Here is a 24,481-nt window from a genome sequence, read left to right on the forward strand (position 1 = left end):
ATAGACTATTTTAATATTTTTATAATATTCGGAATGAGGCTATTGATTATCTTAATCCTGCTCTTGGTCCGGCTGCGGCTACTACAGCCTGCATTCTTGTTTTCTGATTGGCAGAGAACATCACCATAGATTTGTCATCTACATAATCCATATAGTTCATGAACATTTGAGAACGGCTTACACCACCACAAACTCTGTTGAGAGGATAGGTAGGATTTCCGTAGTTAGGGCCAGGAGAAACAGGAGTGTCATTAGAGTAATCTGTTTGGCATCCTGCATCGGAAGAACCCCAAAGGTGCGGAAGATTCAGGTAATGTCCCACTTCGTGAGTTACCGTTCTTCCTAAGTTGAATGGTGCAGAAGCCCCCGTTTTCCCGATATATTGATATCCGATTACAAGACCATCATACCATTGCCCGGCATTTTCAGGGTAATAAGCGTATCCTAAAGTTCCTGCCTGTCCGTTTTGATCAAGGATTGAGTTCACAACCCAGATATTCATATTTTTATTTACATCAGTAGCGTCAATACCTCCTGTGCTTGCTTTTTTCATTTCCTCCAGGTTAGATTTCCAACCTGTTTTTGAATTCTGCTTACGGTTAGTAGCTACCAGTTTGAAGCGGATTTTTACATCACCTGCAGCTACAGGTTGAAATGCGGAAGGAATTTTATTGATGTCAGAATTTGTAGCGCCATAATCAGCATTCAGTACAGCAATTTGTTCTGCAATTCTTGCATCAGAAACATTTTGAGCAGAAGTGTTGTAGATTACATTAAAAACAACTGGAATTTCAACAGTTCCGTCTGCCAGAACTTTTCCTACTTTCAGGTCATTAACAAAGTTTTGAGTACGGGCTTCAATTTCTTCAGCTTTAAGGCGGAGTGCAGGGTTTTTCTGTAGCATTTCAGCTCTCAGTTCTTCAGAAGGGCAGCTTCTTTTAAGAGCACTTGCGATGGTAGGTTCCTGGTCCTGAGGAGTTTCATTTTGATTGGTTAAACTGTCGTTGTTACATGCCGACATAAAGCCCAGAATCAGGGCTCCAAATAGGAATTTTTTCATATCGTTATAATATAATTTGGTTGAGGATGTGAAATTATATTATTTGAATTTAATGTGCAAATAATTCCTTAAATATTTACCAAATTAATATGTTTTTCTGTTTTTATCTGTTTTTAATTTAAAGTTATTTAGAATGTATTGAATTTTAATTAATTTTGAATTTTTGATTTTTTATTTCACGACTAAGTGTATTTTTTAATGTAAATTATTTATTATTTTTAAATATTTATAGAATATTTTTACGTTAAACAATGGATTGTTATTTTTTTATCAACTCAATTGTAATCCCCATTAATAAAAGAAACCTATCTCAAATGCTGAGATAGGTTTTACTATTAAAAAAAATGTTTTTTATAAAACTCTTAATCCGGATCTTGCCCCGGAAGAAGCTGTTACAGATTGCATTTTTGTTTTTTGCCCTGCTGTGAACATATAAAGTGAGCTGTCATCAGAATAATCCATATAATTCATAAACATTACAGATCGTTTCACTCCATAACATGTGTTGTAAAGCGGATAAGATGGAGTTCCTGTATTAGCTGTTGTCTGTGTAGGAGTATCTGCTATTAAATCATCCCCGCAATTGGCGTCTCCCCAGATATGCCTAAGTCCCAAATAGTGACCCACCTCATGAGTGGCAGTCCTTCCCAGATTAAATGGAGATGAAGCCCCTGTTTTTCCAAAATAAGGAGCCGCAATTACAACACCGTCTTTCCAGGTTCCTGCATCTTCCGGGAAAGTGGCGTATCCAAGAATACTTCCCTGAGGATCCGGCATACTTCCCACTACCCAAATATTGAAATAATTGGTAGGATTAGTAGCATCAATACCACCTGTAGAAGCTTTTTTCATGGTATTATTCGTTCGGTCCGTTTTGCTCCATGATGTTTTGGTTGTGGATTTTCTAAAGGTATTTATCAGTTTGAATTTTATTTTTACATCACCAGCTTTTACTCCCTGGAATTCTGTAGGGATAAGAGAAGCATCACTGTTGGTACCTCCGTAGTCGGCATTCAATACAGCAATCTGTTCTGCAATTCTGGCATCAGATACATTCTGTGCTGTTGTTTTGTAGATTACATTTACAACTACCGGAATTTCTACAGTTCCGTCTGCAAGAACTTTTCCTAAAGCAAGATTTTTGGAGAATTGTTTAGCATTAGCTTCTATCTGTTCTATTTTTTGTCTGAGTGAAGGATCTTTTTGTAATGCTTCCTTTCTCATTTCTTCTGATGGACAAATTCTTTTGGAGGCAAGTGAAGACGTTTCCGGTTGGGTCTGTGCTTCATTTTGGTTAGAAATGTTGTCATTGTTACATGCCGTAAGTGACCCGAGCATAAGAGCTCCGAATAATAGTTTTTTCATATTGTTGTAATTTGGTTGAGGATGTGAAATTATATTATTTTAAATTAATATGCAAATAATTCCGTAATTAATTACGGAATTACTATAGGTTTTGGCTTTTGATTGATTTTAATTTAATATTTTTAGATTTGTTTTAAATTTTAATCAATTGTTAAAAATATAATGATGTGTTTTGTTATTAGATTCTTTTTAACGAATGTATTTTGTTTGAATTTATTTTTAAATGAATTTTATTTTCATTTGGTTTAATTTGCGAAACCATTTTTAATAGCAAAAACTGCCAGCCCAACCCGGGTCTTTAAATCCAGTTTTTCACAAAGCTGATCACGGTAGCTTTCTACAGTTCTTGGGCTGCAGCACATTCTGTCTGCTATTTCTTTATAGCTGAGTTCTGTAACTGTATATTTCAGGAATTCTTTTTCCCTGTCGGAAATTCTTACTGCAATTTCAGATTCTGTTTCCTTGTTAAGGTTAGAAAAAATAATTTTTGAAGCCCAGTCCGGATAAAAGAAACCATCACTGTTCAGTCTGGTAAGTGCTGTTTCCAGATCTCTAGGATGGGTGTTTTTCAGGAGGTAGCCCTTTGCTCCGCTTTTAATCATTTTAATTACGCTGTTGTCGTCTCCCTGCATGCTTAGAGCCATGATCTTAATGTCCGGATGGTTTTTTGAGAGCCATGCTGCGGTTTCAAAACCGTCCATAATGGGCATACTGATATCTAAAAGAATAATATCGGGAACTGTATTACCTTCCTCAAGTTTTTGGATGAGATCTTTACCATTCTCGCATACATAGATTACTTCAAATTCGTTAAAATTACCAATAATGCCTTCCAGTGCCTTGGCAATAAGGATATGGTCATCAACAATTACAATAGATTTTTTCATGACTGTTTTTTTAAGATAATATTGAGGTGGGTTCCTGCATTTTCATGGCTTTCCATAAGAAAGCTTGCGCCTATGATTTCGGCTCTGTTTTTCATATTGGTGAGGCCTATTCCGTTGGATTTGATCTGTGAAGTATCAAACCCAATTCCATCATCACGAATATCAAGCTCCCAAAGGATGTCTTCAGAAGTGTTCAGGCTGATGAAGATGTTTTTGCAGTGGGAATGTTTTATGCTGTTCTGAATGAACTCCTGTGTGATTCTGAGCAGCATATTTTTATGAACAAATCCTAAATCCAGCTGCTTGAAATTATGTTTAAAATTAACATTACACTTTTTAAAGGAATTGGTATTGTCTGCCTCCTCCTGTATTAATGTTACAATTTCCTTTTGATTGATATTGTCATCCGTTAATGTTTTAGACAGACTCCTGAGATCCTGCAAAGACTGGTTGATGATCTGGGAAACCTGATCAATTCTTTCACTGGCCTCAGAAACTTTGTTTTCATAAAGCATTTGCTGTACATACAAACTAACGAGGGTAAGTTTTTGACCTATGTTATCATGAAGTTCCCTCCCGATCTGCTGCATAGTGGCCTGCTGAATTTCCAGCTGGGTAGACAGGAGCTCTCTCTGGTGAAGTTCGTTTTTTCTTTCCATTTCATTCAGATGCTCTTTTTTGCGTTGTTTGTAACTTCTGATATAGATTAATACAGCAGTTACAAACATCACAAAGAGTATGTTAAATAGGATGATAACTATTAAGAGCTCTGTTTTCCCCATATGAATGAACTTGCAAATAAGATATACATTACTGAAACCGATATCAGAAAATAACTAAAATATATATCCCAAATTTCCTTGTATTTTACCAGCAGTGATAAAAATGACATGAAAGGTAAGGTCCCTATATATGATAGAGTAATCCCAAGATTAATATAAAACATTTTATTTTTATTAAAATTGAGAATCTCTTGTGAAGTAATTTGTTTATAATACTCCATTATTACTAAAAGCATCAAAATAAGACAACCAAACGTATAATTGAAAGCAAATACAATTTTAGTTTTAGAAAAATATAGTTCGTTGGGAATAAATGAAAGCAGATATAAAATGGATAATATTGAAAATAATTTGGGCTTCCCTAAAGATTTTGCAGCATATAACCAATAAAAAAATACGAACTGAATTGGCATTAAAAGGTAGTTGTAATACTGAGCTTTGGTAAAATGGACAAAACTTCCCCACTTCCCATAAGCTTCCCCAATAAAAATAAATACCAGATAAAACACAAAAAGTTTCCAATGTTGTTCTTTTAAACGGGTATAATGGAAAATTGCTATGAGTGCAGCGAGTCCTTCAGCCCAAAGCAAACTTTTTTGTGCAAATTCCTGGAATTCTGTCATACAGTTCTAAATATGAGATATTACAATTAAAAAGATTGGCCCAGAGGTGATTTTGGTGGAACAAGTATTCCGTTATTTTCTCCAAGACCAGTGTCACTATCCAAAGGTCCTCCATTCCCATCAACGTTGCCGGATGGAGTAAAATTTCGTGCGTTTAATGCTAAATTTGATTTTTCTCCATTAGCTTGAAAAGGATTAAAATCAAAATCAACAAGTTCTCCTGTTTCAATGGCTTTTTTTAAAGTAGGAATAATCACTAAAGTATGTCTTCCTGCATATTCTACCGGAACAGGGTGAGAGTCCATGATAGACCAGTTTTCTTGTTTTGGATATGTTGCGTAATAAAATCTGATTCCCAGATCTTCTGCCGGGGTATCCGGATTTACTTTTGCCGCTTCTTCTTCAATTTTGGCAATAAAGTTTTTCAATTTCGGGAGATCAAACCAAATGGATTGGGCATCCTGTATTCCTAAAGCAGTGTTGATTGCTGTTAGGTGGTTTTGACGATAGTTGTCAATTAAAGCCTGGATAAGAGTATTTGACATCATTCCAGGTTCTAGCGGTGTGTTTGATTCAGTATTCATAGCTTAGTGGTTTACGGTAAAACTCAATTAATATGCAAATCTCGGAAAAAATATGCTAGAACGTATCTTCGTAAATAGGGAATTATACTGTTATTTTTACCGTGTTTTTACGGATTGTATGTAAAATATAATAATTTAGAAGGTATTCTCAAGCGTTGATTTACTTACAGGAAGGAAATATAAATCCGGTTTCTCCAGATCTACACATGCTTTCACTCTACTTAATTAAGAATAAGGTATACAAAAAAATAAGTGCTGTAGATCATTCTACAGCACTTATTCACAAAAATAATGTATATGAAAAAAACTATTTTATTGTTCGGTAGGTCGGAAAACCAACCCTGTTTCTACAAAGTAATCCAGTGTAATTCTGTCACCGTCATTTACATTTCCTGCAAGAATTTCTTTAGACAGTTTGTTTAATACTTCCTGTTGAATCACTCTTTTCAGTGGTCTTGCTCCAAAGGCAGGATCATATCCTTTATTCATCAGGTAATCTACCGCATCCTGAGTGAAAGTCATGATAATGTTTCGTTTAGATAACATTTCATTGAATCCTCTCAACTGATATTGTACGATTTTTCCAATTTCTTTTTTTCTTAAAGGCTGGAACAGCACAACCTCGTCAATTCTGTTCAGGAACTCTGGTCGCAGCGTTTGTTTTAAAAGATCGAAAACTTCATCTTTCGTTTTATCCACAATTTCATCCTGATTTTCCTCAGTAAGGTTTTCAAAATTCTCCTGAATCAGATGTGAACCTAAATTCGAGGTCATAATGATGATTGAATTCTTGAAATTCACCACACGGCCTTTATTATCTGTCAGACGTCCATCATCCAAAACCTGAAGTAAGGTGTTGAACACATCCGGATGTGCTTTTTCAATCTCATCCAAAAGCACTACAGAATAAGGTCTTCTTCTTACTGCCTCAGTCAACTGTCCACCTTCATCATATCCTACATATCCCGGAGGCGCTCCCACCAATCTTGAAACACTGTGACGTTCCTGATATTCACTCATATCAATTCTGGTCATGTTATTTTCATCATCGAATAAGAATTCTGCCAATGCTTTTGCCAGCTCGGTTTTACCCACCCCGGTTGTTCCCAGAAATAGGAATGAACCAATAGGCTTTTTATCATCGCTCAATCCGGCTCTGTTTCTTCTTATAGCATCTGCTACTGCCTGAATCGCTTCATCCTGTCCTACAACTCTATGGTGCAGCTCAGATTCAAGATTTAATAATTTTTCTCTTTCTGACTGTAATAATTTGGTTACAGGGATACCTGTCCATTTACCAATTACTTCAGAAATGTTTTCTGCAGTAACTTCTTCTTTGATCAGCTCATTCTGATGATTCTGCATTTCCAGCTCCATCTTGCTGAGTTCTTCTTCTTTTTCACGAAGTTTTCCGTATTGGATCTCCGCTACCTTTGCATAATCTCCGGCTCTGGAAGCTCTTTCAGCTTCATGTTTCAGAGATTCAATATCTTTTTTGATCTGGGTAAGATCTTCACTTTTCTGTTTTTCTTTCAGCCATTTTGCATTGATCTCATTTCTCTGTTCAGAAATTTTTGCAATATCCTCTTTCAGATGATCAATTTTTGTCTGGTTGCCCTCTCTTGAAATGGCCGCCAATTCAATTTCCAGCTGCATCAGTCTTCTGTCCAGAACATCTAGCTCTTCCGGTTTGGAATTGATTTCCATTCTCAGTTTTGCAGAAGCTTCATCAATAAGGTCAATTGCTTTATCTGGTAAGAAACGGTCTGAAATATATCTTTGAGACATTTCCACCGCAGCAATAATTGCCTCATCTTTGATTCTTACTTTGTGGTGGGCTTCATATTTATCTTTGATTCCACGGAGGATAGAGATTGCAGATTCAGTATCCGGTTCTTCCACCATTACTTTCTGAAAACGTCTTTCTAAGGCTTTATCTTTTTCAAAATACTTTTGATATTCATTCAAAGTAGTAGCACCAATAGCTCTTAATTCTCCTCTTGCTAAGGCAGGTTTTAAAATATTGGCGGCATCCATTGCTCCTTCACCACCTCCGGCTCCTACCAAAGTGTGGATCTCATCAATGAAAAGGATAATCTGTCCGTCAGACTTGATCACTTCATTTACGACAGATTTTAAACGCTCTTCAAATTCGCCTTTATATTTTGCGCCGGCGATCAAAGCTCCCATATCTAATGAGAATAACGTTTTATCCATCAGGTTTTCAGGAACGTCCCCGCTGATAATTCTGTGGGCAATTCCCTCAGCAATCGCCGTTTTACCTACACCCGGCTCCCCGATTAGGATAGGATTGTTTTTAGTTCTTCTGGAAAGGATCTGTAAAACCCTTCTGATTTCTTCATCACGCCCGATTACGGGATCCAGTTTCCCTTCTGCTGCCAACTCGTTGAAGTTTTTAGCATATTTATTTAAAGACTGATACGTTTCTTCGGAACTTGCAGAAGTTGCTTTGCTTCCTTTTCTTAATTCTTTAATAGCGCCTTCCAATAGATTTTTGGTTACGCCCATATCTTTCAGCATTTTGGATACCTCTGAACTAGTTTCTAAAAGAGACAGCCATAAATGTTCAATCGTTACATATTCGTCACCCATCTTTTTAGCGATATTGGGTGCATCCAGCAATACTTTGTTGGCAGATTGTGAAAGATAAATGTTTCCTCCCTGTACTTTAGGAAGTTTTTCTAAATTTTCACGGTTGCGCTCTCTTACCAAATTGGCATCTGCTTCAGATTTCTTCAGTAGGAAAGGCGATATATTTTCATCCACCTGGAAGATACCTTCAAGGAGATGTTGAGGTTCGATACTTTGGTTGCCCAGTTCCATTGCAACCTGTTGTGCTGCCTGGATGGCTTCCTGTGATTTTACAGTATATTGGTTTAAGTTCATATTTTATATATTTTTGGTAATGATTCGTTTAAAGTTTAGTTTTAAAAAACATCAAGAAACTAAATTCTAAGGCTCAGTTTCTTAATGCCATCAATTATTTAATCATTTATTCGATGACTGTATCGCAAAAACTGTTCAATTATTAAATTTACAAAAAAATAGGACAAATTTTCCGGATATTGTATTTTTAACGGAAATTTAACTTGACAAAATTTCCGATTTCGCAATTATTTCTTTGAAATCCATGAACAAAAAGTCATATCAGGGTAAAAATAATCTAACAACGGAACTGTAAATGGGGAGTCTTTTTCATTTTATGATTAAAAAACAAGCAGTTTGAATCAGAATAGTTACTTTTGCATTTTACCAAATGGAACTAAAAGAAAAACAGAGAAAAATATTAGACGTAGCAGTAGAACTTTTCAAAGAGAAGGGCTATATGGGGAGTTCTGTAAGAGATCTGGCTACGAAACTCAATATTAAAGCAGCATCACTGTACGCGCACATCCGTTCAAAGGAAGAAATTCTGGAATGGATTTGTTTCGGCATTGCTCAGGAGTTTTTCGATGAGCTTCAGGAAGTAAAGAATACAGACATTTCTCCAAGAGAAAAACTGAATCTTTTATTGGATAAACACTTATCTGTTGTCCTTAAAAACCGCGATGTTACTCATATTTATTCCAATGAATGGAAGCATCTTGAAGAAAGACTTCCTGAATTTGTGGAATTAAGAAAAAACTATCAGCAGGAAGTAGAAGAATTGATTTCCGAGATCTACAAAGCTGAAAACTGGGAACTGAAATCGCCATCATTTACCACAAGATTTATCCTTCATACTCTAAATAATTCCTATTTCTGGTTCAAAAGAAGCAGTGATTCTACTGATGAAATTACCGATGAAATAAGAGATAAGATTCTTTTTGGTCTGTTGGGAAATCAGCATTCATAAGTCTTTATCTAAGAAAATCATTAATACATTTTGCTTTGTACTTTATACAAAAAAAAGTATTTCAGCTTTCATCTTGTTATTTAGAATCATTCAAAATATGACAAAAGTCATAAAAATTTTGCCAGCTAGCAAAATCTTTTTAAATTTACACCTAACAAATGTTAGTTAGTTTATGGATTTTTCAGTTGAATATCTGGAGCTGGGTCAGTTGAGACAGCTTCAATCCGACCGGTTGATCAGCCTGATCAGCTATTTGGGAGAGAAGTCGGAATTTTATAAAAAGAAATTTGATGAATTACAAATATCTCCGCAGGATATAAGGTCGATTGAGGATATCGCTAAGCTTCCTATTACTTACAAACAGGATTTAAGAGATAATTATCCGTTCGGGTTATTTACCGTTCCTAAAAGTGAACTTCAACGTATTCACTGCTCAAGTGGAACCACGGGAAAACCAACTGTGGTAGGGTATACCAAAGAAGACGTAGACCTTTTCAGTGAAGTGGTGGCAAGATCTTTACATGCAGCAGGTGCAAGACCTGGAATGCAGTTGCACAATGCCTATGGTTACGGAATTTTTACGGGAGGTTTAGGACTGCATTACGGAGCTGAAATGCTAGGCATGAGCGTTCTTCCTATTTCAGGAGGGATGACGGCAAGACAGGTAGACCTGATTGTAGATTTTAAACCGGAAGTGATTTGCTGCTCGCCTTCATACGCTTTAACGATTGCGGATGAGTTTGCAAAAAGAGGAATTTCTGCAGAGGACATCAGCCTAAAATATGCAGTATTAGGTTCAGAACCATGGACGGAGATTATCAGAGGTCACATTGAAGAAAAATTAGGGGTACATGCAACCAATATTTATGGTTTAAGTGAAATTATCGGCCCTGGGGTTTCCATGGAGGATTTTGAAGAGAAGGGAGGGGCTTATATCTGGGAAGATCATTTCTATCCTGAAATTTTAGATCCGGTGACCAAACAGCCGGTTCCTTTCGGGGAAGAAGGCGTATTGGTGATTACTACTTTAACCAAAAAAGCAATGCCGCTTTTACGTTACTGGACCAATGATATTACAAGCCTTTACTACGATGAAAATGCCAAAAGAACCATGGTGAAAATGAAACCCATCGTTGGAAGAGCAGATGATATGCTGATCGTAAGAGGAGTAAATGTATATCCAAGCCAGATCGAAGATGCTTTTTCTTATGTGAAAGGTGTGGTTCCGAATTACTATCTTACGCCAGTAGAAAAAGAGCACATGTGTATCGCTTTGGATATAGATGTAGAAATAGATGATGAATTGGTAAAAACTCAGAAAATAGAAGCCAATACCGATGATTATTTTAATTTTGTCGGGAACTTTGGAAAAAATATAGAAAACGAAATAAAAAAGAGGGTAGGAATTACAACCAAAGTAAAAATTCATGCCCAGGACAGCCTGCCAAAGTGCGAAGGTGGAAAAATTAATAGAATACTAAAAAAATAATGAATTCATTTTATAAACTTAAAACAGTTAAAGTTCAGAAAGATACTTCCGAAGCAGTGAATGTAGCGGTAGAAATCCCTGAAGAACTGAAAGATAAGTTCAGATTCAAACAAGGGCAGTATCTGAATTTCCGAATGATGATCAACGGAAATGAAGAAAGACGTTCTTATTCTATCTGCAACGCTCCGAGTGAAAAAGGCAATACGCTGGAAGTATTGGTGAAATTGCTTGAAGGCGGAAAAGTATCAGGTTATTTCAATGAACACCTTCACATGGATGAAGTGCTGGAAGTAATGCCGCCAATGGGTGGTTTCAACACTTCTTATCACCCGACAAACGTGAAAACTTATGTGGGGCTGGCTGCAGGAAGCGGAATTTCCCCTGTTTTATCTAATATTAAAGAAAGCCTTTATCAGGAACCGAATTCAAACGCTTATTTGTTTTACAGCAACAGAAGCATGAATCATGTGATGAAAAAGGGTGAAATTGATAAACTGGTGGAAACTTTTAACGGCAGATTGAAAGTTGTTTATTTAGTAAGCCGTGAAAAACATGAAGATCCTATTTTTGAAGGAAGAATTTCTCCGGAAAAACTGGATTTACTGTTTGAAAGGTATACAGATATTGATGTAAAAGAAGCTACCTTTTTCATTTGCGGACCTTCAGAAATGATTAAAGGGATCGCAGATTATCTGAAAAAAGATAAAAAAGTGCCTGCTATCCAGGTTCTATTTGAATATTTCACCGCTCCGGATGAAGAAAATACGGAGGAAATGAGTGATGAATTCAAGGCAATTGCCAATATTGAAAGTATGGTAACGGTAATCATTGATGATGATGAATATTCGTTCCATCTTAATTCTAAAAAAGAGAGTATCTTAGATAAAGCATTGAAAGATCAGCTTCCGGTTCCTTTCGCATGTAAAGGAGGCGTTTGCTGTACGTGTAAGGCGCAGGTTCTGGAAGGAGAGGTTTTCATGGAGAAAAACTATGCGCTTACCGAAGAAGAAGTAGCCAGAGGCTTCGTTCTTACCTGCCAATGTCACCCTACAACCAATGTGGTGATGCTTAATTATGATGTTTAAATTGTATTAACGATTGAATGTAAATTGTATTCATGAATACATTAATACTTTTTACATTTTACAAAAAGACAAAAAAATGGACTTAGAAAAATTTGTTCAATACGTTCACGAAGAAAATAAAGTAGAACCAAAAGATGTAATGCCGGATGATTACAGAAAATTATTGGTTCGTCAGATTTCACAGCATGCCCATTCCGAAATTGTAGGAATGCTGCCGGAAGCTAACTGGATTTCCAGAGCACCTTCATTGAGAAGAAAAATGGCTCTTTTAGCAAAAGTTCAGGATGAAGCAGGTCATGGTTTATACCTTTATTCTGCCACTGAAACTTTAGGAGATGGAAGCATCAGAGCAGACAGAGATGCCACCTATGATGATATGCTGGAAGGAAAAGCAAAATATTCAAGTATTTTCAACTATCCTACTTTGAGCTGGGCTGATATCGGTGCCATCGGTTGGTTGGTAGACGGTGCTGCGATTATGAATCAGGTAATGCTGATGGGGAACTCTTATGGACCTTATTCGAGAGCAATGGTGAAGATCTGTAAAGAAGAATCTTTCCACCAAAGACAAGGGTATGAGATTCTGATGGCGCTATGCCGTGGTACAAAACAACAGAAAGAAATGGCTCAGGCTTCATTAAACCGTTTCTGGTGGCCGGCTCTAATGATGTTCGGGCCTAACGATGACAGCTCGCCAAACTCTAAAATCTCTATGAATTACAGAGTAAAAAGAGAAAGTAACGATAACCTTCGTCAGAGATTTATCGATGTTACTGTTTCTCAGGCTGAATTCTTAGGATTAACTATTCCGGATAAAGATCTGAAATGGAATGAGGAAAGACAGCATTATGATTTCGGAGAACTTCCCTGGGATGAATTCATGGAAATCTTAAAAGGAAACGGCCCTTGCAATAAGAAGCGTATTGAAACAAAACGAAAAGCGCAAAGAGAAAATTCGTGGGTAAAAGAAGCAGCGGCAGCTTTTGCAGAGAAACAACAAAAAGAAGTAATATAATAATGTAACAATATACCAATGTAAAAATGTAACAATCATTGTCATGCTGAGCTTGTCGAAGCATCTCATTGTTAAACTGGTACACTGATACATTGTTAAATTAATTTTAATATGGCAAATTTAGATATGTGGGAAGTGTTTATTCAGACTAAACCGGGATTATCTCACAAACACGTTGGAATTGTACAGGCACCAACAGCAGAAATGGCTTTGCAGAATGCAAGAGACGTTTATACAAGAAGAAAAGAAGGAACTTCTGTTTGGGTGGTTCCAAGCAAATATATTGTGACTTCAGAAGGGATTGATAAAGAAGCTTTCTTTGATCCGGCTGATGATAAACTATACCGTCACCCAACGTTCTATGAGATTCCAAACGACGTAAAAAATATGTAAAACAGCTATTGGCTGTTAGCTGCTTGCAATTTGCCAAAAGCTATATGCCAAAAGCCAAAAGCTAAAATAATGAACCCATTATATAATTATTTATTAAAACTAGCAGACGACAGTTTCATTATGGGGCAGCGTTTGTCTGCGTGGTGCGGTGAAGGTCCTTATCTGGAGGAAGATATTGCATTAACGAATATTGCGTTGGATGAACTAGGTCAGGCTAATAACTTTTACGTTTATGCTTCAAGAGTGATAGACAACGGAAAAAGTGAAGATGATATCGCATTTTTAAGATATGAGCATGAATACGTGAATGCACATTGGACAGAACTTCCTAATGAAGATTATGCACAGACTATTTTGAAAGTATATGTATTGTCTGTATATCAAAAACTGATGTATGAGGCACTGTCAAACTCTGCTAATGAAGAATTGGCTGCCATTGCTCAAAAATCATTGAAAGAAGTAAGGTATCATTATACTCACGCTGCGTCATGGATGAAAATATTCGCACAGGGAACGGAAGAAAGCCGTGAACGTTTGGTAAAAGCTATTGAAAATATCTGGGAGTATACAAAAGGTCTTTTTGCCAAAACAGAAGGCGAAGATGATTTGGTTGCTTTAAATATTGCTCCAAATGCAGATGCGCTTTACGAAGAATTCATTGCTGTTACAAAGAAAGATTTTGCAGATTTCGGTTTAGAATATCCGGAAAATCCTTTCATGCAGCCAAAATCAAGAACAGGATACCATACAGAGTATTTCGGATTTATCCTTTGTGAACTTCAGTATATGCAGAGAGCATATCCTGGGTGTACCTGGTAAATTATTTTTGTTGACTTTGTTAAGTGAATGTCTTTGTGAACTTAAAAACATTTAGCTGTCAAAAAAATTAGCGCCACTTGACGTTAAAAAAATAAGATAAAAAGATTGAAAAATCCTTTAGAAATATTAGAAATGGTTCCCGATCCGGAAATCCCGGTAATCAATATTGTGGAATTAGGTATTGTAAGAGAGGCGAAAATTACCAGTGAGAATTCTTGTGAAGTAACGATTACGCCTACTTATTCTGCCTGTCCCGCTATGTTTACCATTGAGGAAGACATCATGAAAATCATGAAAGAAAACGGATGGGAAGCGAAAGTAGTAACCAAGATGTTTCCAATCTGGACAACAGACTGGATTACTGATGAAGCAAGAGAAAAACTTCGTGTGTACGGAATTACACCTCCGGAAAAAGGAGCAGATGAACATCACATTGGGAAACCGAAAAAATGTCCGCGTTGCGGTTCCGAGCATACCAAGCAGATCAGCAGATTCGGGTCTACTTTGTGTAAGGCATCTTATCAGTGTTTAGACTGTCTGGAACCCTTTGATTATTTTAAATGCCATTGATGAGTTATTCATCAATCCAAACAAACTTTACGGCTATGCAAAGCATAACGAAGGAATTGTTAGAATGTTAAATTATTAGACGGTTACGTTAATTTATATTGTTAAATTAGTACGTTGTTAAATAATAAAATAATAAAAACTATGTATACACAACTTGATATTGAAACGCATTTTGACGGGAAGCTTAAAATAGCATATCTTAATCAACCGGAAACCATGAATGCCCTTACTAAGCCGGCTTTATCAGATCTTAGAGACTTTGTTAAAGAATGCAGCGAAGATGAAACGGTAAGATGTGTTGCCATTTCCGGAAGAGGAAGAGCGTTCTGCTCAGGTCAGAATCTGGATGAAGCTTTTGTGGTAGGTACAGAACATCACGATCATGACATCATCAGAAAAATTGTGGTAGACTATTATAACCCTTTAGTGTTAGAAGTTACCCGTTGCAAAAAACCAGTTATTGCTTTAGTAAACGGTCCTGCAGTAGGAGCCGGAGCGATGTTGGCTTTAATATCTGACTTCGTTTTAGCGAATGAGAAAGCCTATTTTGCTCAGGCATTTTCAAATATCGGTTTGATTCCTGATACAGGAGGAACTTATTTTTTACCGAAACTGTTAGGAAGACAATTGGCTAATTATTTAGCATTTACCGGTAAAAAATTATCTGCAGAAGAATCTAAAGCGCATGGTTTGGTTGCTGAAGTTTTCACTGAAGAAGAATTCGTTCCAAAATCTATGGAAATCCTTGAAAGAATGGCCAACATGCCTACAGCAGCGCTTAAGCTTACGAAAAAAGCTTTTGCCAGTTCTTATACCAATACATTGAAAGAGCAGCTGGAGTTGGAAGGAGATCTTCAGCAGGAAGCTGCAGGCACAGAAGACTTCATAGAAGGAGTAAATGCCTTTTTACAGAAAAGAAAACCTAATTATAAAGGAAAATAAATCTCGTATTAATGTATTCATGTAAAATGTATTAATGATTTTAAAACGATTTACATGAATACATTTTACATTAATACATTGTACAAGTAAAAATGAATGTAGGAATTATCGGTGCCGGAACCATGGGAATCGGCATTGCACAGGTAGCCGCAACGAACGGATGCAAAGTTTGGGTGTATGACGCCAATGCAAAACAAGTAGAAACGGCAACGGTAAGTTTGGAAAAAACATTAACCAAATTAGTTGATAAACAAAAAATTTCGGGAGAAAAAATGACTGAAATTTTGGCTAATATTTCCATTGCTACAGAATTGAAGGATTTCAAAGATTGTGAACTCATCATTGAAGCCATCATAGAAAATAAAGAGATCAAAACCAAAGTGTTTACAGAACTTGAAAACTATGTTTCAGAGAGCTGTGTCTTAAGTTCCAATACCTCATCCATTTCTATCACCTCTCTGGGTGCAGAACTAAAGAAACCGGAGCGTTTCATCGGAATTCACTTTTTCAATCCGGCTCCATTGATGCCTTTAGTGGAAGTAATTCCATCCTTATTAACAGAAAATACATTAGCAGAAAAAATCTACAACCTCATGAAAGAGTGGGGGAAAACTCCTGTTATCGCCAAAGATATTCCCGGGTTCATCGTCAACAGAATTGCCCGACCTTATTACGGAGAAGGCTTGAGAATTGTTGAAGAAAATATTGCAACACCAGAACAGGTGGATGATGCAATGAAAACTTTAGGGAACTTCAAAATGGGACCTTTCGAATTGATGGACCTTATTGGAGTGGATGTCAACTTTGCGGTAACAACTACAGTTTACAAAGATTATTTCTACGATCCGAAATACAAACCTTCATTACTACAGCAAAGAATGTCTGAAGCCAAACTTCACGGCAGAAAAACAGGAAAAGGTTTCTACAATTACAGCGAAGGAGCAGAAAAACCTGTTGCTCAGAAAGATGAAGCCTTATACCAGCAGATTTTCTTAAGAATCATATCCATGCTGATCAATGAAGCGGTTGAAGCAAAAAGATTAGGAGTTGCCAATGATGAAGATATCGAGCTGGCAATGCAAAAAGGGGTTAATTATCCAAAAGGATTATTAAACTGGGGTAAAGAAATCGGGTATGCAAAAATCTCCGAAACCCTTCAGAACCTTTACGGAGAATATCAGGAAGAAAGATACAGGCAAAGTCCTTTGCTTCGTAAATTATAAAAATGTACCAATCTACCAGTTTGCCCATCATTTTGTAAACATTAGTAAACTGATAGATTGCTAAATTGTTACATTAAAAAAAATGAATATAGATGAATTCAGAGCGGAGCTGGAGACGAGGCTTTCAATTGAGAAAGAATACTTAACTCAGGAAGCCTGCTCTGTTGATGAGCCGGAAAGGCTTGAGCTATTAGGAAAGTTTAATGGAAAATATAAAGAGCTGATCAAAAGATTGGCTGACGAAAACGGAATTGATTTAAACGAATCCTATCCCTCTGAAAATGCATCAGATTCGGAAAACCTTTCATACGGGCAGATTATTCTGGGGAGAACAATGAATGTTTACGACAGATTATCAGATGAGCTGTATGAAGAAATAACAAACATATAATTAATAGAAATGAATCCAAGACAAGTAGCAGATTATATGTTCAATCAGGATTATTTTTCCCAGTGGATGAATATTAAAATGATTGAAGTAAAAGAAAATTACTGTTTAATAGAAATGCCGATCAAGAAGGAGATGCTGAATGGGCTTAAGACAGTTCATGGTGGAGTTACCTTTGCTTTTGCAGACTCTGCGCTGGCATTCTCTTCCAACAATACCGGTGATGCTGCTGTAGCATTGAATTGTATCATCAACTTTACCAAAGCAGGAAAAGAAGGCGATATTTTCAGGGCGGAAAGTATTTTGGTGAATGACACCAGAAAAACAGCCGTGTATGACATTCAAATTACCAATCAAAATAAAGAACTGATCGCAAAATTTGTAGGAACAGTCTACAAAATCGGGAAAAAAGTAACAGAATTATAAAAAAACTAACCAGAAACCAAATCAAACAAAATGAGAAAAATAGTTGCACTGCTCTTTGGGATTTCAACCCTTCTGTTGAATGCTCAGCAGAAAGTGAACGAATCTTTGAAAAAAGAACTTGATGCTATCATGAAGACAGATCAGGGATACAGAAAGCTTTTTCATACCGGGATAACTCCTGAGAAAAAAGAACAGCTGCTGAAAGATCTGAATATAGACCAGGAAGAATTCAAAAAGAAAGACTGGCTGCTGGTGGCAGAACAGGATAGTTTGAACATGCAGAAAATCGAAAATATTATTGCTCAATATGGCTATCCTGGAAAAACATTGGTTGGGGAACCTACAAATAAGGCAGCTTGGTTCGTGATCCAGCATTCAACCAAAATTGGAAAATACCTGCCTCTCATTAAGGAAGCCGGAAAAAATAAAGAAATTCCTTTCACATTGGTTGCCATGATGGAAGATAGATCTTTGATGGATGAGGACAAAGAGCAGATCTATGGAACACAGGGAAAAGGAGAAATGACAAAAGATAAGGATGGAAAACAAGTCTTCATCAGCTTTGTTTGGCCTGTCAAAGATCTTGAGAATGTTAATAAAAGAAGAAAAGAAGCTGGCTTCGATTCTACCATTGAAGAAAACGCCAAAAGAATGTTCGGACAAGATTTCAAATATGAACCCTATACTTTAAAACAGGTTTTAGAACTAAGAAATAAAAACAAATAAATCCGGTATTGTTATACATTACTAGATTGTTATATTAAATAACATTATGAACAACGTATACATCATAGACTATGTCAGAACTCCCATTTCAAAATTACAGGGAGGGTTATCAGAAGTAAGAGCTGATGATTTAGCTGCTATTGTGATCAAAGAAGTGGTAGCAAGAAATCCTGAAGTTCCTGTAGAAGAAATTGAAGACGTTATTTTCGGATGTGCCAATCAGGCGGGTGAAGATAACAGAAATGTTGCAAGAATGGGACTTTTATTAGCTGGTCTTCCTTATAAAATCGGTGGCGAGACAGTTAATAGACTTTGTGCATCAGGAATGTCTGCTGTAGCCAATGCATTTCGTTCCATCGCAGCAGGAGAAGGAGAAATTTATATTGCTGGAGGAGTAGAGAATATGACACGTTCTCCTTATGTGATGTCAAAACCAAGTGCAGCTTTTGGTAGAGACAGTCAGATGTTTGATACTACTTTCGGATGGCGTTTCATCAACCCAAAAATGAAAGAATTATACGGAGTTGACGGAATGGGAGAAACTGCAGAAAACCTTGCAGATATTCACCATATTAATAGAGAAGATCAGGATAAATTTGCCCTTTGGTCTCAGCAGAAAGCTACAAAAGCTCAGGAAAGCGGAAGACTGGCAGAAGAAATTGTAAAAGTTGAGATTCCTCAGAGAAAAGGAGATCCAATCGTTTTTGAAAAAGATGAATTCATCAAACCAACTTCTTCAATGGAAGGGTTGGCAAAACTTCGTCCGGCTTTCAGAAAAGAAGGAACAGTAACAGCTGGAAACGCTTCAGGAATGAATGACGGTGCAGCCGCTTTGATTTTAGCAAGTGAAGAAGCCGTTAAAAAATATGGTTTAAAACCAAAGGCAAAAATTCTGGGATCTTCCGTAGCGGGTGTAGAACCAAGAATTATGGGAATCGGACCTGTAGAAGCTGCCCAAAAACTATTGAAAAGATTAGATCTTTCTCTTCAAGATATGGACATCATTGAACTCAATGAAGCATTTGCAGCACAGGCGCTTGCAGTAACAAGAAGCTTAGGTTTAAAAGATGACGATGCAAGAATAAATCCTAATGGAGGAGCTATTGCCATCGGCCACCCACTGGGAGTTTCCGGAGCGAGAATAGTAGGTTCTGCTGCAATAGAACTTCAGAAGCAGGATAAAAAATATGCATTGTGTACCCTTTGTATCGGTGTCGGGCAAGGATATGCAATGGTCATCGAAAAAGTGTAATCAATTAAAAAGATAAAGAGATTAGAGTGAGAAAAATGTCTGACATCTGAAATCTACTATCTGATCTCTAACAAATATGAACATCTACTCATACCACGGAATCCGTCCCATTATAAAACGAACTGCTTACATTCATCCACAGGCAGTCATTATCGGGAATGTAGAAATAGGCGAAGAAGTATATATCGGTCCCAATGCGGTAATTCGTGGTGACTGGGGAAAAATTATCATTAAAGACGGAGCCAATGTACAGGAAAACTGTACTCTTCACGTTTTCCCGAATATAGAAACTATCCTGGAAGAATCAGCACACATTGGACACGGAGCTATTATTCATTCAGGGCATATCGGAAAGAACTGTCTGATTGGAATGAACTCGGTAGTAATGGATAAAGCCTATATTGGTGACGAAAGTATCGTGGGAGCACTGGCTTTTGTGCCCGCCAATTTCAGATGCGAACCAAGAAAACTGGTTGTAGGAAGCCCTGCAAAAATTATCCGTGATGTTTCAGACGAAATGATTCATTGGAAAACAGAAGGAACAAAACTATATCAGGAGCTGGCAAGAGAAGGAAAAGAAGCCATCTTGCCTTGTGATCCTTTTACAGAATACGTCCAGCAGATCCCAACCAAAATTGTGGATTATAGCATCTGGGATGATGTAAAATAATAGGATAAAAGAAAATCTAACAGGTTTCTAAAACCTGTTAGATTTAAATTAATACCAGATTTAAAATGATTAATACAGAAAATTTTGAATTTGAAGGAGCATATCACATTTTCTCTCATGTAAATGGGACTGAAGTTATTTTTCGTGAACCATCAAATTATCAATTTTTTCTGGAAAAGGTAGAAAAATATATTCTTCCGATAGCTGATATTTATGCTTATTGTCTATTACCTAATCATTTTCATTTGTTGTTAAGATTTAAGAATTTTAATGATGTGAATAGTGAAAATGAGCATCAGTTTTTAATGAAGCGTTTTAGTAATTTATTGAATGCATATGCTAAAGCTTATAACAAAAGATATAATAGGAAAGGTGCTCTTTTTTTGAATGCGGTAAAACGGAAAAAAATATCAGATGAGAAATATTTATTGAAAGTTCTCCATTACATCCATAATAATCCGATTAATCACGGGTTTGTAAATAGTATTGATCAATGGAGGCATTCTTCGTATAATTCATATATAACTCCTGAAAAAGAAAGTAAATTGGATAGAAAGGAAATCATGCGGTATTTTGATTCGGTAGAAATTTTTAGAAATTATCATAAGTCTATTATTGAATATGACTTTTTAAATTTTGAATAATTGCTAATAATCAAACCTAACGGGTTTTTAAAACCCGTTAGGTTTAATAAAATTAAATATGATTAAAAAAATTGCACTTGCATGCAGTATAATGTTTGCGGTGGGGAGTACACTGTCTGCACAGATGGTTACTACAAAACCACTTACAATAGGAGAAGTGAGGACCATTAAGTCCAAAACATTAAATGAAGACAGAACGCTGAATATTTATCTTCCACAGGGATATGATAAAACAAAATCATATCCGGTGATCTATCTGTTGGATGGAAGTATGAATGAAGATTTTATTCATGTGACAGGGTTAGTACAATTCTTTAATCAGATGTATTCCATGCCGGAAACCATTGTAATAGGAGTTGCTAATGTAGACAGAAAAAGAGACTTTACTTTTCATACGGATTTAAAAGACTTGCAGAAAGATTATCCTACAACAGGGCACTCTGATAAGTTTATTGAATTCATGGAAAAGGAATTAAAGCCTTATGTGGAAAGTCAGTTTAAAACAACAGATAAATACCTTTTTGGTCAGTCTTTGGGAGGACTTTTGGCGACAGAAATCCTTTTGAAAAAACCGGAAATGTTTAATAATTATTTTATCATCAGTCCAAGTTTGTGGTGGGATGACGAAAGTCTTTTAAAACAGACCCCACAACTGCTTTCAAAATTACCGGATACGAAAAAGTTTGTTTATGTTTCTGTAGGGAAAGGAGAACATCCTGTAATGATAAAGGATGCTGAAGCTTTCTACGATGTTTTGAAAAAAGCAGGAAAGAAAAATTGGACACTGGAATATAAAATGATGGAAACAGACAATCATGCAACCATTCTTCACAGAAGCTTATATGAAGGATTAGTGAAAATGTTTCCATATCAGGAACCGAAATAAATCAGTTTCATTGATAAAGATTCTGAAAAAATACTGGATTTTAATATTGCTTACGATCATCATTGTGAATACGTTAGGTTTTCACTTTGTAAAAGAGTCAATAGGAATTTCGGATGCTTTGGAACATGTTGAATCAGATGAGGTAATTGCTGAATTAAAGCAGAAAGACAATTTTTACATGTTGTTTGTTGAAATTGTCATCATTTTAGACGGCTGGCTGGTACTATTTATCCCTTATTTGATTATTAGAAACTTTATTAAAAAGAGTAATTTAAGTAAAAAGTAAAAAAACTATATGGAAAAGTTAAAAAACTATATCTACGGACAATGGGTAGAAGGTACCGGAAGCGGAGTTCCTTTGTACAATGCCGTTACAGGAGAGCAGGTAGCTGTTTCCGATACAGAAGGGCTTAATTTTGAACAGGCTCTTGACTACGGAAGAACCGTAGGATATAAAAACCTTTCTTCAATGACTTTCTATGACCGTGGGGAAATGCTGAAAAAAGTAGCACTTTACCTGTTGGAAAGAAAGAAAAAATACTATGATCTATCATATAAAACAGGAGCTACCCACGTTGATTCATGGGTTGATATTGAAGGAGGTTTTGGAACTTTCTTTACTTACTCAGGTTTAGCAAAAAGAATGCTTCCTAATACTTCATTTTGGGTAGATGGAGACACTCAGAAAATTTCTGCTAACGGAACTTTCTTAGGAACTCATATTTTAACACCTAGCGAAGGTGTTTCTGTACAGATCAACGCTTATAACTTTCCAGTATGGGGAATGTTGGAAAAACTTTCTACTTCTTTATTAGCTGGTGTTCCTTCTATTGTAAAACCATCTCCTTTCGGATCTTATCTTACCAATGCGGTATTTCAGGATATGATTGAGAGTGGAGTATTGCCTGAAGGTGCCGTACAGTTAGTATGTGGAGAACCGGGGAATATTTTAGATTATGTACAGGACGGAGACTCTGTATTATTTACAGGTTCAGCCAATACAGGAAGAAAATTAAAATCACTTCCATCCATTGCAGGAAATGCCGTTCGTTTCAATATGGAAGCAGATTCTTTGAACTGTTCTATCCTTGGATTGGAAGCAAAACCGGGAACTCCGGAATTTGATTTATTCATCAAAGAAGTTCGTAACGAAATGACAACAAAAGCGGGGCAGAAATGTACAGCGATCAGAAGAATTATCGTTCCTGAACACTTAATTGGTGACGTTCAGAATGCTTTGTCTAAAGCTTTGGATCAAACGAAAATCGGCAACCCATTAAGCAGAGAAACCAAAATGGGATCTTTAGTAGGAAGACAGCAGTATGAAGAAGTTCTGAGAAAAGTAAACCTATTAAAATCAGAAACAGAACTTGTCTATGATGGAAAACACGAACTGGTAGATGCCAACTACGAAAATGGAGCATTTATGAGTCCGAAACTATTCCTGAATGACAAACCTTTCGAAAAAAATATCTCTCACGATGTAGAAGCTTTCGGACCGGTATCTACATTAATGCCCTATAAAGATGCTGAAGAAGCCGCTGCATTGGCAAAAAGAGGAAAAGGAAGTTTAGTGGGATCTATCATTTCTCATGACGAGAACTTTATCGCTGAAACTTCCTGGAAAATGGCTTCCCAGCACGGAAGAATCTTTGTACTAAACAGAGATAATGCTAAAGAAAGCACAGGTCACGGTTCTCCACTTCCTACATTGATGCACGGAGGTCCTGGTAGAGCAGGTGGTGGTGAGGAAATGGGAGGATTAAGCGGTCTTCATTTTTTCTTACAGAAAACAGCCATTCAGGGATCACCTGATGTACTTAAAGCGATTACTAAGATCTATCAGCAGGGAGCAGAGAAAAAATTCTCAGATAAGCATCCTTTCCAGAAATATTTCGAAGAAGTAGAAGTAGGAGATTCTTTAGAAACAGCAGGTAGAACAGTTACCGATGCAGATATTGTAAACTTCTCCAATGTTTCATGGGATCATTTCTATGCCCATACCGATGCTACAAGTTTAACAGGTACTATCTTCGATAAAACTGTTGCCCACGGGTACTTCATTCTTTCAGCAGCAGCAGGATTATTCGTTTCAGGGAAAAAAGGACCAGTTATTGCCAACTATGGATTGGAGGATTGCAGTTTCTTCAAACCGGTATATGCCGGAGATACTATCACAGTGTATTTAACAGCAAAAGAAAAAATCAACAGAGGAGTAAAAGGAAGAAACATTCCTTCCGGTGTTGTAAAATGGCTGGTTGAGGTTGTGAATCAAAGAGATGAAGTTGTCTGTGTAGCAACGATTCTTACGTTGGTAGCAAAGCAATCTCCTTTCATTGATCTGAATGTGAAAAACGTTCAGAAAATATTGAATGGGCTAACGGAAACTACACCTGCTCTTTGGGGGAAAATGTCTCCTCAGCAGATGTTGGAACATTTGGAGCAAGCTGTATTGGTAAGTTTTGGAGAACCTGAGGCGGAAAAATGCTTTACTCCTGAAGAACATCTTGAAAAATGGCAGGATTCTCTTTACAATCACAGAGCAATGCCGAAAGAATTTACAGCACCGTTCCTTCCACAGGATGGTTCACTTCCGGAACCAACACACAAAAATCTGGAAGCAGCAAAACTATCATTCATGGATAACCTGAAAAAGTTTGTGATCTATTACAAAGAAAATCCACAGGCAGAACACATGAATTACGTTTTCGGTAAGCTGAATAAAGAAATGTGGGAACTGATGCATAAAAAGCATTTCACGCACCACTTCCAGCAGTTTGGATTGATATAATTCAA

General features: G+C 36.7%; 24 protein-coding genes. 18 read left to right on the forward strand and 6 right to left on the reverse strand.

The window, feature by feature from the left end; translation table 11 throughout:
• Positions 1 to 46: 46 nt before the first annotated feature.
• The 6 genes from CLU97_RS22855 to clpB all read right to left on the reverse strand — a co-directional run bounded on the left by CLU97_RS22855 (position 47) and on the right by clpB (position 8,208).
• Positions 47 to 1,060 (reverse strand): zinc metalloprotease, encoded by a 1,014-nt coding sequence (locus tag CLU97_RS22855; RefSeq protein WP_121490159.1) that lies wholly within the window; start codon positions 1,058 to 1,060, stop codon positions 47 to 49.
• Between the two features lie 351 nt (positions 1,061 to 1,411).
• Positions 1,412 to 2,425 carry a zinc metalloprotease gene (locus tag CLU97_RS22860; protein WP_121490160.1) on the reverse strand — a complete coding sequence of 338 codons (1,014 nt, stop codon included), beginning with the start codon at positions 2,423 to 2,425 and terminating at the stop codon, positions 1,412 to 1,414.
• Between the two features lie 245 nt (positions 2,426 to 2,670).
• Positions 2,671 to 3,312: a response regulator transcription factor gene (locus tag CLU97_RS22865; protein WP_121490161.1), complete on the reverse strand. Its 642-nt coding sequence runs from the start codon at positions 3,310 to 3,312 to the stop codon at positions 2,671 to 2,673.
• Positions 3,309 to 4,040 (reverse strand): sensor histidine kinase, encoded by a 732-nt coding sequence (locus CLU97_RS22870; RefSeq protein WP_228437921.1) that lies wholly within the window; start codon positions 4,038 to 4,040, stop codon positions 3,309 to 3,311. The genes CLU97_RS22865 and CLU97_RS22870 overlap by 4 nt, the downstream gene beginning before the upstream one ends.
• Before the next feature lie 703 nt (positions 4,041 to 4,743).
• Complete coding sequence (locus tag CLU97_RS22880; RefSeq protein ID WP_121490164.1) at positions 4,744 to 5,301, reverse strand: hypothetical protein; 558 nt, start codon at positions 5,299 to 5,301, stop codon at positions 4,744 to 4,746.
• Positions 5,302 to 5,613: 312 nt separating this feature from the next.
• Positions 5,614 to 8,208 carry an ATP-dependent chaperone ClpB gene (gene clpB / locus CLU97_RS22885; RefSeq protein WP_121490165.1) on the reverse strand — a complete coding sequence of 865 codons (2,595 nt, stop codon included), beginning with the start codon at positions 8,206 to 8,208 and terminating at the stop codon, positions 5,614 to 5,616.
• 370 nt (positions 8,209 to 8,578) lie between these two features.
• On the opposite strand from clpB, the gene CLU97_RS22890 reads away from it, so the two are divergent.
• From CLU97_RS22890 to paaZ, 18 genes are all read left to right on the forward strand, one after another.
• On the forward strand, positions 8,579 to 9,157 hold the full coding sequence (locus tag CLU97_RS22890) for a TetR/AcrR family transcriptional regulator (RefSeq protein ID WP_121490166.1): 579 nt from the start codon (positions 8,579 to 8,581) through the stop codon (positions 9,155 to 9,157).
• A gap of 172 nt (positions 9,158 to 9,329) precedes the next feature.
• Entirely contained in the window at positions 9,330 to 10,646 is a 1,317-nt protein-coding gene (locus CLU97_RS22895; protein WP_121490167.1) for a phenylacetate--CoA ligase family protein, read from the forward strand.
• On the forward strand, positions 10,646 to 11,731 hold the full coding sequence (locus CLU97_RS22900) for a 2Fe-2S iron-sulfur cluster-binding protein (RefSeq protein ID WP_121490168.1): 1,086 nt from the start codon (positions 10,646 to 10,648) through the stop codon (positions 11,729 to 11,731). Before CLU97_RS22895 ends, CLU97_RS22900 begins: the two co-directional genes overlap by 1 nt.
• Before the next feature lie 76 nt (positions 11,732 to 11,807).
• Positions 11,808 to 12,746: a 1,2-phenylacetyl-CoA epoxidase subunit PaaA gene (paaA, locus tag CLU97_RS22905; protein ID WP_105684614.1), complete on the forward strand. Its 939-nt coding sequence runs from the start codon at positions 11,808 to 11,810 to the stop codon at positions 12,744 to 12,746.
• Positions 12,747 to 12,857: 111 nt separating this feature from the next.
• Entirely contained in the window at positions 12,858 to 13,139 is a 282-nt protein-coding gene (gene paaB, locus CLU97_RS22910; protein ID WP_034695796.1) for a 1,2-phenylacetyl-CoA epoxidase subunit PaaB, read from the forward strand.
• A gap of 69 nt (positions 13,140 to 13,208) precedes the next feature.
• Positions 13,209 to 13,958 carry a 1,2-phenylacetyl-CoA epoxidase subunit PaaC gene (gene paaC / locus CLU97_RS22915; protein WP_121490169.1) on the forward strand — a complete coding sequence of 250 codons (750 nt, stop codon included), beginning with the start codon at positions 13,209 to 13,211 and terminating at the stop codon, positions 13,956 to 13,958.
• 132 nt (positions 13,959 to 14,090) lie between these two features.
• Positions 14,091 to 14,528 (forward strand): 1,2-phenylacetyl-CoA epoxidase subunit PaaD, encoded by a 438-nt coding sequence (paaD, locus tag CLU97_RS22920; protein WP_121490220.1) that lies wholly within the window; start codon positions 14,091 to 14,093, stop codon positions 14,526 to 14,528.
• Between the two features lie 141 nt (positions 14,529 to 14,669).
• The gene (locus tag CLU97_RS22925; protein WP_121490170.1) at positions 14,670 to 15,470 is read left to right on the forward strand and encodes an enoyl-CoA hydratase/isomerase family protein; all 801 of its coding nucleotides are present in this window, start codon (positions 14,670 to 14,672) and stop codon (positions 15,468 to 15,470) included.
• A gap of 92 nt (positions 15,471 to 15,562) precedes the next feature.
• A complete protein-coding gene (locus CLU97_RS22930) occupies positions 15,563 to 16,693 on the forward strand; it encodes a 3-hydroxyacyl-CoA dehydrogenase NAD-binding domain-containing protein (protein WP_121490171.1) in 1,131 nt (376 codons plus the stop codon).
• An 82-nt stretch (positions 16,694 to 16,775) separates the two neighbouring features.
• Positions 16,776 to 17,084 carry a hypothetical protein gene (locus CLU97_RS22935; protein WP_121490172.1) on the forward strand — a complete coding sequence of 103 codons (309 nt, stop codon included), beginning with the start codon at positions 16,776 to 16,778 and terminating at the stop codon, positions 17,082 to 17,084.
• A 9-nt stretch (positions 17,085 to 17,093) separates the two neighbouring features.
• Positions 17,094 to 17,507 (forward strand): PaaI family thioesterase, encoded by a 414-nt coding sequence (locus CLU97_RS22940; RefSeq protein WP_121490173.1) that lies wholly within the window; start codon positions 17,094 to 17,096, stop codon positions 17,505 to 17,507.
• 30 nt (positions 17,508 to 17,537) lie between these two features.
• Positions 17,538 to 18,233 carry a DUF6624 domain-containing protein gene (locus CLU97_RS22945; protein WP_121490174.1) on the forward strand — a complete coding sequence of 232 codons (696 nt, stop codon included), beginning with the start codon at positions 17,538 to 17,540 and terminating at the stop codon, positions 18,231 to 18,233.
• 46 nt (positions 18,234 to 18,279) lie between these two features.
• Positions 18,280 to 19,485 carry a 3-oxoadipyl-CoA thiolase gene (gene pcaF, locus CLU97_RS22950; protein WP_121490175.1) on the forward strand — a complete coding sequence of 402 codons (1,206 nt, stop codon included), beginning with the start codon at positions 18,280 to 18,282 and terminating at the stop codon, positions 19,483 to 19,485.
• A gap of 76 nt (positions 19,486 to 19,561) precedes the next feature.
• Positions 19,562 to 20,155 carry a transferase hexapeptide repeat family protein gene (locus CLU97_RS22955; protein WP_121490176.1) on the forward strand — a complete coding sequence of 198 codons (594 nt, stop codon included), beginning with the start codon at positions 19,562 to 19,564 and terminating at the stop codon, positions 20,153 to 20,155.
• Between the two features lie 65 nt (positions 20,156 to 20,220).
• On the forward strand, positions 20,221 to 20,799 hold the full coding sequence (locus tag CLU97_RS22960; protein WP_121490177.1) for a transposase: 579 nt from the start codon (positions 20,221 to 20,223) through the stop codon (positions 20,797 to 20,799).
• Between the two features lie 58 nt (positions 20,800 to 20,857).
• On the forward strand, positions 20,858 to 21,685 hold the full coding sequence (locus CLU97_RS22965) for an alpha/beta hydrolase (RefSeq protein ID WP_121490178.1): 828 nt from the start codon (positions 20,858 to 20,860) through the stop codon (positions 21,683 to 21,685).
• A gap of 10 nt (positions 21,686 to 21,695) precedes the next feature.
• Entirely contained in the window at positions 21,696 to 21,971 is a 276-nt protein-coding gene (locus CLU97_RS22970; protein ID WP_147436540.1) for a hypothetical protein, read from the forward strand.
• A 9-nt stretch (positions 21,972 to 21,980) separates the two neighbouring features.
• A complete protein-coding gene (gene paaZ, locus CLU97_RS22975; protein WP_121490180.1) occupies positions 21,981 to 24,476 on the forward strand; it encodes a phenylacetic acid degradation bifunctional protein PaaZ in 2,496 nt (831 codons plus the stop codon).
• Positions 24,477 to 24,481: the final 5 nt, after the last annotated feature.

It is taken from the genome of Chryseobacterium sp. 7 (assembly GCF_003663845.1).
In the GTDB taxonomy this organism is placed as follows: Bacteria; Bacteroidota; Bacteroidia; order Flavobacteriales; family Weeksellaceae; genus Chryseobacterium.

What these genes read in the sequence shown, in the direction of transcription:
- CLU97_RS22865 (WP_121490161.1), bottom strand. Translation starts at nt 3,312, where the DNA reads ATGAAAAAATCTATTGTAATTGTTGATGACCATATCCTTATTGCCAAG.
- CLU97_RS22855 (WP_121490159.1), bottom strand. Translation starts at nt 1,060, where the DNA reads ATGAAAAAATTCCTATTTGGAGCCCTGATTCTGGGCTTTATGTCGGCA.
- CLU97_RS22955 (WP_121490176.1), top strand. Translation starts at nt 19,562, where the DNA reads ATGAACATCTACTCATACCACGGAATCCGTCCCATTATAAAACGAACT.
- paaB (WP_034695796.1), top strand. Translation starts at nt 12,858, where the DNA reads ATGGCAAATTTAGATATGTGGGAAGTGTTTATTCAGACTAAACCGGGA.
- paaA (WP_105684614.1), top strand. Translation starts at nt 11,808, where the DNA reads ATGGACTTAGAAAAATTTGTTCAATACGTTCACGAAGAAAATAAAGTA.
- CLU97_RS22965 (WP_121490178.1), top strand. Translation starts at nt 20,858, where the DNA reads ATGATTAAAAAAATTGCACTTGCATGCAGTATAATGTTTGCGGTGGGG.
- paaC (WP_121490169.1), top strand. Translation starts at nt 13,209, where the DNA reads ATGAACCCATTATATAATTATTTATTAAAACTAGCAGACGACAGTTTC.
- CLU97_RS22930 (WP_121490171.1), top strand. Translation starts at nt 15,563, where the DNA reads ATGAATGTAGGAATTATCGGTGCCGGAACCATGGGAATCGGCATTGCA.
- paaZ (WP_121490180.1), top strand. Translation starts at nt 21,981, where the DNA reads ATGGAAAAGTTAAAAAACTATATCTACGGACAATGGGTAGAAGGTACC.
- CLU97_RS22880 (WP_121490164.1), bottom strand. Translation starts at nt 5,301, where the DNA reads ATGAATACTGAATCAAACACACCGCTAGAACCTGGAATGATGTCAAAT.
- CLU97_RS22895 (WP_121490167.1), top strand. Translation starts at nt 9,330, where the DNA reads ATGGATTTTTCAGTTGAATATCTGGAGCTGGGTCAGTTGAGACAGCTT.
- CLU97_RS22940 (WP_121490173.1), top strand. Translation starts at nt 17,094, where the DNA reads ATGAATCCAAGACAAGTAGCAGATTATATGTTCAATCAGGATTATTTT.
- CLU97_RS22925 (WP_121490170.1), top strand. Translation starts at nt 14,670, where the DNA reads ATGTATACACAACTTGATATTGAAACGCATTTTGACGGGAAGCTTAAA.
- CLU97_RS22870 (WP_228437921.1), bottom strand. Translation starts at nt 4,040, where the DNA reads ATGTTTGTAACTGCTGTATTAATCTATATCAGAAGTTACAAACAACGC.
- pcaF (WP_121490175.1), top strand. Translation starts at nt 18,280, where the DNA reads ATGAACAACGTATACATCATAGACTATGTCAGAACTCCCATTTCAAAA.
- CLU97_RS22945 (WP_121490174.1), top strand. Translation starts at nt 17,538, where the DNA reads ATGAGAAAAATAGTTGCACTGCTCTTTGGGATTTCAACCCTTCTGTTG.
- CLU97_RS22960 (WP_121490177.1), top strand. Translation starts at nt 20,221, where the DNA reads ATGATTAATACAGAAAATTTTGAATTTGAAGGAGCATATCACATTTTC.
- CLU97_RS22900 (WP_121490168.1), top strand. Translation starts at nt 10,646, where the DNA reads ATGAATTCATTTTATAAACTTAAAACAGTTAAAGTTCAGAAAGATACT.
- clpB (WP_121490165.1), bottom strand. Translation starts at nt 8,208, where the DNA reads ATGAACTTAAACCAATATACTGTAAAATCACAGGAAGCCATCCAGGCA.
- CLU97_RS22890 (WP_121490166.1), top strand. Translation starts at nt 8,579, where the DNA reads ATGGAACTAAAAGAAAAACAGAGAAAAATATTAGACGTAGCAGTAGAA.
- CLU97_RS22860 (WP_121490160.1), bottom strand. Translation starts at nt 2,425, where the DNA reads ATGAAAAAACTATTATTCGGAGCTCTTATGCTCGGGTCACTTACGGCA.
- CLU97_RS22935 (WP_121490172.1), top strand. Translation starts at nt 16,776, where the DNA reads ATGAATATAGATGAATTCAGAGCGGAGCTGGAGACGAGGCTTTCAATT.
- paaD (WP_121490220.1), top strand. Translation starts at nt 14,091, where the DNA reads ATGGTTCCCGATCCGGAAATCCCGGTAATCAATATTGTGGAATTAGGT.